Origin of the sequence: Chryseobacterium sp. MMO-72, assembly GCF_037146035.1 — a bacterium.
Lineage (GTDB): Bacteria > Bacteroidota > Bacteroidia > Flavobacteriales > Weeksellaceae > Chryseobacterium > Chryseobacterium indicum.
In genome coordinates this window covers 182,597-193,517 of record NZ_JBBCWG010000009.1, presented here as the reverse complement: position 1 = coordinate 193,517, position 10,921 = coordinate 182,597, and the positions used below count along the sequence as shown (strand labels likewise).

Here is a 10,921-nt window from a genome sequence, read left to right as displayed (position 1 = left end):
GATTACTCGAAATTTTTTCAATGCAATCTAACTTAAATTCTAAACTATACTTTGATAATCCCATAAATAAAAATGCCCCTAAAAAGTGTCTAACTTTTTGGGGGCAGTCCAAAGAAGGGGATTTTTTATTATTCTTTGTCTTCGTTTGGGTTGAAGTCAAGTCCTTTTTTAATTTTTTGGTTAAAGTCAGATAATTTTTTTGGTGGTTCTGGTTGTTCTTCAAATTCTAATTTAAGTTGTACAGGGTTTTTATTATATTTTTGCTGAAATAAACTATCAAATTGTTCTTTAGATTGTGCAACTGACATAAGTGTTGTAACCTCTATAATCTGCTTTTTTAAATGTTCCCTACCAACTTCAGCAGTTAAATTTCTATGCCATTGATATTTCCAATTTCCTTTTTCTGTTTTTCCTGTCTTTTCTCTTATTTTATCCAATACACCTTTAGGTAACATTTCATAAATATATTTGGTAGTTAATTTACCGATAAATGAAGGTTTATTTTTAATATATTTAGGTATAAATGGTAATCCCCATAATCTGTAAACTTCCTTGTAAAAATCATCTGTAAATGTTAATTGCCATTTTAATATTTCGTCTGCAATATATGTATTAAGAATTTTTTGAAGTTCAAACCTTTCTCTATCGTATTGATAACCGGTTGCTTCATCTATTAATGCAACAATACCAACCCTTGCAAATCCTCTAATCAAAATTTCACATTGATCTGCGATAATTTTTTGTCTTGGTGATAAATTAATACTTTTTCTAGCATCTAAAAATGCTTCACAAATATCCGCGAGTACTGTCGCTTCATAGCCATTTATTTTTTGCTCTCCCCTGTAACACTCAATCGGGTTATAGTGGCCGGGATCTTTTTCTTTATAAATAAAGGGTTCAAGTGACTTTTGACCTAAATATCTGGCCAGTCTTGTCCCAGATTTATTTTCTGAGTCTTCCTGAAGATTTAACGCGTTTTGCATTGCATTTCCAGACAAAACCCTTGTTCCGTCTTCTAAAACATAACATGGAATAATCATCCCCCCTAAATGTAATTCTCCTTCGTGTAAAATTTGTCTTTTAGTTGCCATATATTAATTCTTTGTAAGTTAGTCTGTTTTCTAAATTTAATAATAGTAAATTAAATCTGTTTTGTGTTGTTGTATTACGTGTATTGTATCTGAATACAAATTCATCTACATATCTCTGCAAATGTTTTTTAGAAGTAAAATGATAGATTCCTACGATCCCTCGTTTTAACAAAGACCAAAAGCCTTCTATTGTGTTTGTATGGATTCTTCCATTTACATATTCAGATTTATTATGCTTTACAATACTATGATCGTAGATTCTTTCTAATCCTTTATAACCTAACCATTCATCAGTATAAAGTTTTGCAGATTCTTTAACGTTGCTGATAATTTCACGGCTTAATGTTTCATGTTTCACATTCTCTACGGCTTTAGCATTTAATTTACCGTCTCTTTCTACCATTCCTACAACAGGTGTTTTGTCTTTGGCGCTTCTGCCTTGTGATCCTTCAATCTTTTTGTTAGCATGACGATTCTTATTTTTACCACCTATATAAGTTTCATCTGCTTCAACTTCATTATCCAATTCGTTATCATTCTCAATACCAAAACATTTTCTGATTCTTTGAAGCATGAACCACGCAGATTTTTGTGTAATGTCTAAATCACGGCTTAATTGAAGTGAAGAAATACCCTTTTTATGAGAAGTAACTATATAGATAGCAAGAAACCATTTCTGTAACCCTAATTTAGTGTTGTCAAAAATGGTATTTGTCTTAACGTTGAAATATTTTCCTGTGGTCTTGCAACGGTATTTGTTACCTTTGCATTTATAGACTTTAGAAGCCGAATCAAACGGACTAACTACATCACCATCCCATCTTAACTCTTCCAAATGATTAATGCAAGTCTGTTCGTCAGGAAAGGCTTTGACAAGGTCTAAGATTGATTTAAAGTTTATATTTATCATTACTTCTTACATTTTCTTCTACAAATGTAAGAAGTTAATTACACAAAACAAAATTATTATAGTGTAAAATTATATATAGTTGCCTTTTTCATTTTATCCTGACTTTATCAATAACTAAAATCTTAAGACGCACAATTGTTGTTTTGCTATCATTTGCTGAACGAAGTGCCTTCGCGATCAAAAAAATATGGATGAAAAATTGAAATAAAATCTTTGCGAATGTCGCGTTGAAAAATAAAATCTTCATCATGCTAATTCCAAGCAGAATTAAATTAAAAAAAATCCTTGTAGCAATATATTGTCTTTAAATTTCCCCAAATTTCAGAAAAACACTATTTTTATTTCGCATTAAAAAAATACACACCAAATGATTCTCGAAAGTGTAGATGTTGTTAACGATATCAGTAAAGACGATTTTCAGAAAAATTATTTCAAAAAGCATAAGCCGCTTCTGATTAAAAATTTTGCGAGCCGATGGGATGCCTTCGATAAATGGAATTTTGATTTTATCCGTGAAAAGGCTGGAGAACAGGAAGTCCCTTTGTATGATAATAAGCCTGCTGATGCCAATAAAAGCAGCGATGCTCCGGTTACCAGAATGAAAATGAAAGATTATATTGATACGATAAAAAGTAAACCTTCCGATCTCAGGATTTTCTTTTATATCATTACAGACAGGCTTCCGGAACTGCTGAAAAACTTTACGTATCCGGATTTGGGAATGAAATTTTTCAAACGTCTTCCGACCTTATTTTTCGGAGGGAGTGAAGCGCATGTTCTGATGCATTATGATGTAGATTTGGGAGATTTTCTGCACATTCATTTTGAAGGAAAAAAGAGAATTTTGCTTTTCGATCAGAAACAATCTGCTTTTTTATATAAAGTTCCGTTGTCGGTTCATACCATTTATGATATAGATTACGAAAATCCTGACTATGAAAAATTTCCTGCCCTGAAACATGCCAAAGGTTTTGAAATTTTCATGGAACATGGCGATGCACTTTTTATTCCGGGAGCGTTCTGGCATTTTAACCGATATTTAGAACCCGGATTTTCAATGTCGCTTCGTGCATTGCCCAATAAACCGAATGTTTTTGCCAATATGCTGTATCATGTTTTCATCATGAGATATACAGACAAATTAATGCGGAAGCTTTTCAAAGCTAAGTGGGTGAATTATAAACAGAAGTGGGCATATAAGAAAAGTTCGGAAGCTTTGGCTAAACATTCTTAATGATAAAAGAAATTTCTTTTTTTAAGTTGTAAGTTTCAGACTTTCCTTCTACTATTTTATTTCATACTTTTACCGACCTAATTCTTAAGAACGATTGTAATGGCAAAGGCAGCGAAGAAAGAAACCCCGTTAATGACGCAGTACAATACCATCAAGGCGAAATATCCTGATGCACTTTTGCTATTCAGAGTAGGGGATTTTTATGAAACTTTCGGGCAGGATGCCGTGAGAACATCACAGATCTTAGGAATTGTTTTAACGAAAAGAGCCAATGGTGAAGGTCATATCGAACTGGCTGGTTTTCCGCACCATTCGGTAGATTCTTATTTGCCAAAACTCGTAAGAGCGGGAATGAGAGTTGCGATCTGCGACCAGCTGGAAGATCCGAAAATGGTGAAGGGAATCGTAAAAAGGGGAGTAACGGAACTGGTAACACCGGGAGTTACGTTCAACGATCAGGTTCTAAATTCAAAAAAGAACAATTTTCTTCTTTCCCTTCATAAAGAAAAGGAGAAATTCGGGATTGCTTTGGTGGATATTTCTACGGGAGAATTTCTGGTGAGTGAAGGAAATCTGGAAAAACTACTTCATATCGTGAACACATTTGATCCGAGTGAGATCATTTACCAAAGAAGTGTGCAGATTCCGGAACAGATTAAAAATAAAAATGCCTTTAAACTTGAAGATTGGGCATATCAGTATAATTTTGCCTACGAAAAACTGACGAATCACTTTAAAACCAATTCGTTAAAAGGTTTTGGAGTGGAGAATCAGCCTTTGGCAATTACTGCAGCAGGAGCGATTTTCGCTTATTTGGTGGAAGATACGCATCATAATTTACTATCTCACATCACCAAAATTCAGATCATTCCGCAGGAAGATTTTCTGATGATGGATAATTTTACACTGAGAAACCTTGAAATTGTGTATCCAAGCAATCCACAGGGAAAATCATTATTAGATATTATCGATAAAACTTCGACTCCGATGGGAGGAAGATTATTGAGGAGAAGAATTATCCTGCCGTTAAAATCTGTAGATGAAATCAACAGAAGATTGTCTTTAATTGATTTTTTAAACGAAAACGATCATCTTAAATATGAAATCTCACAGCTCTTAAAATCAATTTCCGATCTGGATCGACTGATGGGAAAACTGGCAGCGGAAAAAATTTCACCGAAAGAACTGGGATATCTTCGCCAGAGTTTAATCAATATCCATAAAATCAAAGCGTTGCTTCATCCTCATGCCGATATTCTGGCTTGGCTGGATCCGTTGTATGATCAGGATGAACTGATAAAATGCCTTCAAAATCATCTGAATGATGAACTTCCGGTGAATTTATCGAAAGGAAACGTCATTAAAAAAGGAATTTCCGAAGAACTGGATCGTTTAAGAGGATTACAATCCAAAGGACGCGGTTTTCTGGACGAAATGTGCCAAAGAGAAATCGAAAGAACAGGAATTTCAAGTCTGAAAATCGATTTTAATAACGTTTTCGGTTATTATATTGAAGTCAGAAATACCCATAAAGATAAAGTTCCAAATGACTGGCTGAGAAAACAGACGCTGGTAAATGCAGAACGCTACATCACGGAAGAACTGAAAGAATATGAAAATCAGATTCTTGGAGCTGAAGAAAAAATCGGAGTTTTAGAAAACGAACTGTACAGAAATGTATGTTCCGAAACGATGGTTCATATTGATCAGATTCAGGAAAATTCTAAAATTATTGCACAGTTGGATGTTGCGGTTGGTTTATCCGAACTAGCTGTTTCTGAGAGTTATACCAAACCTGTTTTAAATGAAAGTTTTGCGATTGATTTAAAAGAAGCAAGACATCCGATCATAGAAAATGCGCTTCCTTTAGGCGAAAAATACATTCCGAATGATATTTTCTTAGATAAAGATTCTCAGCAGATCATCATGGTAACCGGACCGAACATGGCGGGTAAGTCGGCAATTCTTCGTCAGACTGCAATTGTTTGTTTATTGGCTCAGATCGGAAGTTTTGTTCCGGCAAAACATGCTGAAATCGGGGTTTTAGATAAGATTTTTACAAGAGTTGGTGCAACGGATAATATTTCTGCGGGAGAATCGACTTTCATGGTGGAAATGAACGAGGCAGCGAATATTCTGAATAATATTTCCGAGAGAAGTTTAATTTTACTCGACGAAATCGGGCGCGGAACTTCTACCTATGACGGAGTTTCCATTGCTTGGGCGATTGCGGAATATCTTCACCAACATCCGACTCAGGCAAAAACGCTGTTTGCAACGCATTATCACGAGCTGAATGAAATGACCGTAAGTTTTGATCGTGTGAAAAATTTTCACGTTTCTATTCAGGAGAATAAAGGAAATATCATCTTTTTAAGAAAGCTGGTTCCGGGAGGAAGTGAGCACAGTTTCGGTATTCATGTGGCAAAACTGGCGGGAATGCCTTCCAAAGTCGTGAACAGAGCCAATGAAATTCTAAAAACGCTTGAAGCAAGCCGTTCCCAAAGCGGAGGCTCTTCTGAAAAGATCAAGCGCGTTACGGAAGAAAATATTCAACTGTCTTTCTTTCAGTTAGACGATCCGGTTCTGGAAAGCATCAAAGAAGAATTAACAAAAATCGACATCAATACATTAACGCCGATTGAAGCGTTGATGAAGCTGAATGCAATAAAGAAAATGATTGGAGGATAGTTTTTCTGTTATTTCTGATTAAAAGAAATTGTTAAAGGAATTCGAAATCTGTAACGAACTTTTTCTCCGTTAAGTTCAGCAGGAATCCATTTATCTTTAATTTTTAAAAGAGCTCTTTCAGCTTCTCTGTTAAAGCTCTCATTGTCTCCGTATGCCTTTACTTCAGTCATAAAACCTTCTTTATCAATTAAAAAAGTAATTGAACAGGATTCTGTTTCAGCATTACTGTGTACTTTTCGCATTCTGAAGTTTTTAGCGATTGTATTTCTCAATACTGTTACCCCAAGAGGAAATGTTGCCGGCTTTTCTGCATCAATCTTTGCCCTGCCATTTTTTTCAGTAATTAAAAGTTCGTTAAGCTGAGTTGTTTGGATAGGTTGTTCCTGAGAAAAGATAAGCACAGGAAAAAATACAGCTAAAAATGGTATTATTTTCATCATTAAGTTTTTGCAAAAATAAATTTTAATTGCAAACAAAATTTAAAATTTCTTCAAAGTAAGCGGAAAAGTATAAAGAAATCTTACCGGTTCTCCTTTAATTGTTGCAGGTTTCCACTTTACAAAAAGTCTTCTTACAGCAATTTCTGCGGCTTTGGAGTGTTTTGGATCGTCTCCCATCGCGGTTACATATCTTACATAGCCTGTTTTTTCGACAATGAAATAAACTCGGGTATTGATTTTTTTTGATTTTACATCAATTACATCCATTTTCTCTGAGAACTGTTTTTTAAAAGTTTCCATTCCACCGGGAAATTCGGCAGGAGTGTCTGCTTTTGTAACGGCGTCTTCCAGTTTCATTTTTGTTTTTAAAACGGCATAATCCGGAATGTCTGTTACCGAATTATATTGAGTCTGTGCAAATAGAAAGACGCTTACAAATAAGCCCAGAAAAATAATCAGCTTTTTCATATAATTGTGTTATGAGAAATAATATTTTTAAAGCATCAAAAATAAAGCCGAATGAAAATTGGTTTTTAATAATAATCAGTGAAAATCATTGGTTTGATTCGGTGTAATGATCCATCTTATTAATAAAATCAATAAAGAAAGAAGAGCCATCACGATAAATCCTGAAAAAAATCTCAGAAAATGAGTCTTGGTGTCATTATCAATCTGCTTTATTTTTAATTTTGTAAGGGTTATAAAACCTACATAATACATAAAAAGTACTACAAGTGGAAGGAAAAGAATTGGCATTTCGGGTTACATTTAATTACACATATTTTCTGGCTACCGTTTTTATATTTCTGACAGAAGTTTTAATCGCCACCAAACTCAAAGACATTTTCTTTGTGAGAGCGTATCTCGGAGATGTGATTGTTGTGATGCTGATCTATACTTTCATCAAAACATTTTTCAGAATTGAAGATAATAAAAAATTGATTCTCGGTATCCTGATTTTTTCTTTTTTGGTGGAATTTGCCCAATATTTCAATATTGCTGAAAAATTAGGCTTCCGGAAAGGAAGCCTGATGTATATCGTGATCGGAAATTCGTTTTCGTGGATTGATATTCTATGTTACTTAGTTGGGTGTTTGTTGCTTTTTGTTTTTGTTAAATTGCAGACAAATCCTCAAAAAACACATTAAACTACCTTCCGAAACTGTCGTATTTATCTTCAGCGTATTTGATGAAGCGGTTAAGTAAAGCTACATTGTCCTTTTCAAGAGGGGAAAGCTCGTTGTCTACATTATTGGAAACCGGAATATACCAGTCGGTCTGTTCAAAGAAATTTCGATAGGTCTGCTTTTTAAAAGCATAACCGTGTCTCGCGAAAACTGCATTTTTAATAATTTCCATATCCAGTTTTCGGAGGTTTTTAAGGTCTTTTTCCGTTAATTTCTGCTTGGATGCATTGATTTTAAAAACAGCATCTGATGCAATTCTGTTCTTAGATTCTGTGTAGGTTTCCGTTTTTCCGGTTTCTTCGTCGGTGTATTTTTCTACGAAATCCTTCGGATTTTCCCAGTCGATGAGGTCGTTGTTTTCATTCAGCATGAAATTCGGATTGTACACAAACTCTTTTTTCACGAGCTTTAAAGTTTTGTTCGGAGCTTTTACCGCCGATTTATTGAAGGCATTCCAGCTTCCGGTAAGACTGTCGTTGTTCAATTTTACCTCGAATCTTCCATCGGTCTTATCATTTCCGGGTTCATCCAGAATAAAGGATTTTGAAGTTTCGTTAAAAACGCCTCTGAATGGTCTTTGATTTCCATCAACAATACTTTGTCCGTACACACTGTCTTTGGTAATCCTGTTGATTTTCAGGGCAATTCTTTTATAAATTTCACCTTCATACGTTTCGCCGTCTTCGGAGGTAATCATTCCTTTTCCTGCAAAATCGCCCATATAAATTCCGTAATATTCTTTGTAAACTTCGGGAACTGCTACAGAATCCTTCTTTGCTGTAAGATTGTTTTTTGAAGGGTCTGTTGTTTTTATATCTTTTTTACAGGCTGTTAAACCAATTGTAAATAAGGAGATTAATGATAATTTTAAAATTTTCATATGTATTTTTTTGCAATTAAATATTCAATTAATAAGATGTTCGGAATCCAGCCCAGCCAGGCAATAATCTGATAAACATCCATCGGATTCGGATGGAATAAATATACAATAATTACCTTCCACATTCTTAATGTTACCGCGGAAAGTGTCAGCGCAAAACTACGCCACATCCATTGTTTATGTTCTTTAAATTTTTTCTGTCGGGCAAACTGATACGCTTTAAAAGTGGAAAACCACCACAAACAACCGAGAATGACAAAAGAAATTTTCGATAAAATTCCGCCGTTGGCAAAAACACCCATGTAAATTCCGGACGGAGCCGCGAAAAGCAAAATCAGAAAAATGTACATCTTTCCTGTGTTTTTGTGGAAACTTTTTATGCCGAAATCTTTTCTGAGAATCGCTAAAAATCCAGTCAGCAAAACAAAAATACTTGTGTAGACGTGAGTGTAAAAAAAATAAAGATATTCCGGTCTGTTGGTAATTTCCGTCTGTTTGATCATTAAAAAACTCACATCAGAGCGCAACGGAATATATTCTAGCGTAATTTTCAGCATCAGCCAAAAGAAATATCCAAACCCAATAACTAAAAGGATTTTAAAGGTGTTCGAAATATTTTTTTTGACGGAAAGCATTTTTAATTATAGGGTTTCCATGGCTGAAAGAATTACCGCTACTTTGTCATTCTGACGTAGGAAGAATCTAACCTGCAATGATCAAAATCTTTGTAACATTTTATTATAAAGAATAAGTAGTTATTATTTTGCTTACTCGAAGTTCATTGTAATAGGCAGCCTAAATCTGTATTTTACCGGCAGACCATTAATTTCTGCAGGCTTCCAACTGGTTTTTGCCATAGCCTTTATTACACGTTCCATTTCTTTATTCATTGATTGGTTATCTCCAATTATTCTAATTTCCGTTACTTTTCTCTCTTCGTTAACTACAAATTGTGCTTCAGATTTTATTATGCCTTTAGCATTTACTTTACTGCCATCAAAAAGCTGACTGAAATTTCTTCTGTATGCATCAATTCCCCCGGGATATTGTGCCGTTTTTCCACCTTTAATTTCAATGTCTTTTTCAAAAACTACATTCTGTTGTTCAGAAGACTTAATTTCTTGTGAGAAAACTTTTACAGAAATCACGAAAACAATAAATACAAGTATTTTTTTCATAATAGTTTAAAATTATTTACCTTCAAAAAAATCCATCACCAAAGAATTGAAAAGCTCCGGTTTTTCTGCAACAACATAATGGGTTGAGTTTGGTAATATTGCTAATTGCCCTTTCGGGATCGACTCTGCAATTTTTACAGTGTGTTCTGTTTTGATCACATCTTTGTCGCCTGCAACAATTAAAGAAGGACACTGAATGGCTTTTAAATCCTCATATTTCAGGTTAGGATATTTTAAATCCAGATTATACAGATCGATATAAACATCATTTTTGCCGTCTTTATTTTCTTTAATAAGTTTTGCTAACGTTTCTTTAGAATCTTTAATATCTTCATCTATTATTCCTTCGGGAAATATATTAGCTCCGGAGCATGCAATTTTATCAACCAGATCAGGATGTTGTAAAGCCATTAAAATCGCAAGAATTCCACCATCGCTCCAACCAAGGATTTTTACTTTTTTGATGTTTTGCTGATCCAGAAACTGTTTCAGATCTTCAACCTGAATATCAAAAGTAAGCTCTTTTGTTTTATCATAAGTAGATTTTCCTCTTTCTCTGCAGTCAACGATAATTACCTTATATTTCTTTGAAAAATCATCAACCTGATTCATGAATGCGCTGATCGACTGTCCGTTTCCGTGAAGCATTAAAAGAGGTTCTCCTTCACCATATGTTTCATAATACATTTTGATGCCGTTAACCTCTGCAAACTTTCCGTGAGGCATATTTCCTATAATATTCTGTCCTTTCATTAACAAAGATTTTTTTCCGGAGAAGGGCTTATTATCGGAAGTTGTGATGATGAAATTTTTAACATGGTTTTTATTTCTACCAATACCTTCGAGCCAGTCTGCTGAGACTAAATCTTCTTCGAAATCACTGTTTCTCAATGCAATTTCTTTCCATTTTTTCGATTTCCCATCGTTTACCTCTAATTTAAAATCGTCAAAATAAAAATCACCATTATCTTTAGCAAAAGCACCAATTTTTAAACTTTTTGCATTAGAATCAATAGTTCCTTCTATGGCAAAGGTTTTCCATTCCGATGTTACATTTATACCAGAATAAGCCTGATTTTCAAAGAATCCTGTAGTATTATCCAATTTATCAATTCTAGCCCAAATAGCGCATTTGGCATTATTGTCGTTCTCTTTTCTGATTTTTGCGGATACCCGAAATTTCCAGTTTTGTTTATCCTGCACGTTTAAAGATTGTGTAATTGCCGTCCAGTCAGAAACTACAGGTTTATCCTGAGCCTGAATTCCTAGGGAGAACCATAAAATGAGGAAGCTAATAATTTTTTTCATTG

Annotated in this window: 11 protein-coding genes; 3 read left to right on the top strand and 8 right to left on the bottom strand. The window is 34.4% G+C overall.

Annotation, left to right across the window (positions count from 1 at the left end; all coding sequences use genetic code 11):
- Nucleotides 1–128: 128 nt before the first annotated feature.
- Both WFH39_RS13725 and WFH39_RS13720 read right to left on the bottom strand, forming a co-directional pair.
- Nucleotides 129–1,091: a P63C domain-containing protein gene (locus WFH39_RS13725; RefSeq protein ID WP_235131274.1), complete on the bottom strand. Its 963-nt coding sequence runs from the start codon at nucleotides 1,089–1,091 to the stop codon at nucleotides 129–131.
- The gene (locus WFH39_RS13720) at nucleotides 1,081–2,001 is read right to left on the bottom strand and encodes an IS1595 family transposase (protein WP_336690330.1); all 921 of its coding nucleotides are present in this window, start codon (nucleotides 1,999–2,001) and stop codon (nucleotides 1,081–1,083) included. Before WFH39_RS13720 ends, WFH39_RS13725 begins: the two co-directional genes overlap by 11 nt.
- A 367-nt stretch (nucleotides 2,002–2,368) precedes the next feature.
- Between WFH39_RS13720 and WFH39_RS13715 the strand changes: the two genes are divergently transcribed.
- Together WFH39_RS13715 and mutS are read left to right on the top strand one after the other, a co-directional pair.
- Entirely contained in the window at nucleotides 2,369–3,235 is an 867-nt protein-coding gene (locus WFH39_RS13715; RefSeq protein ID WP_336690329.1) for a cupin-like domain-containing protein, read from the top strand.
- 99 nt (nucleotides 3,236–3,334) lie between these two features.
- Entirely contained in the window at nucleotides 3,335–5,926 is a 2,592-nt protein-coding gene (gene mutS / locus WFH39_RS13710) for a DNA mismatch repair protein MutS (RefSeq protein ID WP_336690328.1), read from the top strand.
- 8 nt (nucleotides 5,927–5,934) lie between these two features.
- Here the strand turns inward: mutS and WFH39_RS13705 are convergent, their stop codons facing one another.
- Nucleotides 5,935–6,366 carry a hypothetical protein gene (locus WFH39_RS13705; RefSeq protein WP_336690327.1) on the bottom strand — a complete coding sequence of 144 codons (432 nt, stop codon included), beginning with the start codon at nucleotides 6,364–6,366 and terminating at the stop codon, nucleotides 5,935–5,937.
- A gap of 39 nt (nucleotides 6,367–6,405) precedes the next feature.
- Complete coding sequence (locus WFH39_RS13700) at nucleotides 6,406–6,834, bottom strand: energy transducer TonB (RefSeq protein ID WP_336690326.1); 429 nt, start codon at nucleotides 6,832–6,834, stop codon at nucleotides 6,406–6,408.
- A gap of 266 nt (nucleotides 6,835–7,100) precedes the next feature.
- Here WFH39_RS13700 and WFH39_RS13695 point away from each other — a divergent pair, with 266 nt between their 5' ends.
- The gene (locus WFH39_RS13695) at nucleotides 7,101–7,514 is read left to right on the top strand and encodes a ribosomal maturation YjgA family protein (protein WP_336690325.1); all 414 of its coding nucleotides are present in this window, start codon (nucleotides 7,101–7,103) and stop codon (nucleotides 7,512–7,514) included.
- Between the two features lies 1 nt (nucleotide 7,515).
- Here the strand turns inward: WFH39_RS13695 and WFH39_RS13690 are convergent, their stop codons facing one another.
- The 4 genes from WFH39_RS13690 to WFH39_RS13675 form a co-directional block, all read right to left on the bottom strand.
- Complete coding sequence (locus tag WFH39_RS13690) at nucleotides 7,516–8,433, bottom strand: YARHG domain-containing protein (protein WP_336690324.1); 918 nt, start codon at nucleotides 8,431–8,433, stop codon at nucleotides 7,516–7,518.
- Nucleotides 8,430–9,068, bottom strand: a complete 639-nt coding sequence (locus WFH39_RS13685) for a DUF2306 domain-containing protein (RefSeq protein WP_336690323.1) — start codon at nucleotides 9,066–9,068, stop codon at nucleotides 8,430–8,432. Before WFH39_RS13685 ends, WFH39_RS13690 begins: the two co-directional genes overlap by 4 nt.
- A gap of 132 nt (nucleotides 9,069–9,200) precedes the next feature.
- Nucleotides 9,201–9,611: an energy transducer TonB gene (locus WFH39_RS13680; protein WP_336690322.1), complete on the bottom strand. Its 411-nt coding sequence runs from the start codon at nucleotides 9,609–9,611 to the stop codon at nucleotides 9,201–9,203.
- A 12-nt stretch (nucleotides 9,612–9,623) separates the two neighbouring features.
- Nucleotides 9,624–10,919: an alpha/beta fold hydrolase gene (locus tag WFH39_RS13675; protein WP_336690321.1), complete on the bottom strand. Its 1,296-nt coding sequence runs from the start codon at nucleotides 10,917–10,919 to the stop codon at nucleotides 9,624–9,626.
- Nucleotides 10,920–10,921: the final 2 nt, after the last annotated feature.

What these genes read in the sequence shown, in the direction of transcription:
- WFH39_RS13725 (WP_235131274.1), bottom strand. Translation starts at nt 1,091, where the DNA reads ATGGCAACTAAAAGACAAATTTTACACGAAGGAGAATTACATTTAGGG.
- WFH39_RS13720 (WP_336690330.1), bottom strand. Translation starts at nt 2,001, where the DNA reads ATGATAAATATAAACTTTAAATCAATCTTAGACCTTGTCAAAGCCTTT.
- WFH39_RS13715 (WP_336690329.1), top strand. Translation starts at nt 2,369, where the DNA reads ATGATTCTCGAAAGTGTAGATGTTGTTAACGATATCAGTAAAGACGAT.
- mutS (WP_336690328.1), top strand. Translation starts at nt 3,335, where the DNA reads ATGGCAAAGGCAGCGAAGAAAGAAACCCCGTTAATGACGCAGTACAAT.
- WFH39_RS13705 (WP_336690327.1), bottom strand. Translation starts at nt 6,366, where the DNA reads ATGATGAAAATAATACCATTTTTAGCTGTATTTTTTCCTGTGCTTATC.
- WFH39_RS13700 (WP_336690326.1), bottom strand. Translation starts at nt 6,834, where the DNA reads ATGAAAAAGCTGATTATTTTTCTGGGCTTATTTGTAAGCGTCTTTCTA.
- WFH39_RS13690 (WP_336690324.1), bottom strand. Translation starts at nt 8,433, where the DNA reads ATGAAAATTTTAAAATTATCATTAATCTCCTTATTTACAATTGGTTTA.
- WFH39_RS13685 (WP_336690323.1), bottom strand. Translation starts at nt 9,068, where the DNA reads ATGCTTTCCGTCAAAAAAAATATTTCGAACACCTTTAAAATCCTTTTA.
- WFH39_RS13680 (WP_336690322.1), bottom strand. Translation starts at nt 9,611, where the DNA reads ATGAAAAAAATACTTGTATTTATTGTTTTCGTGATTTCTGTAAAAGTT.
- WFH39_RS13675 (WP_336690321.1), bottom strand. Translation starts at nt 10,919, where the DNA reads ATGAAAAAAATTATTAGCTTCCTCATTTTATGGTTCTCCCTAGGAATT.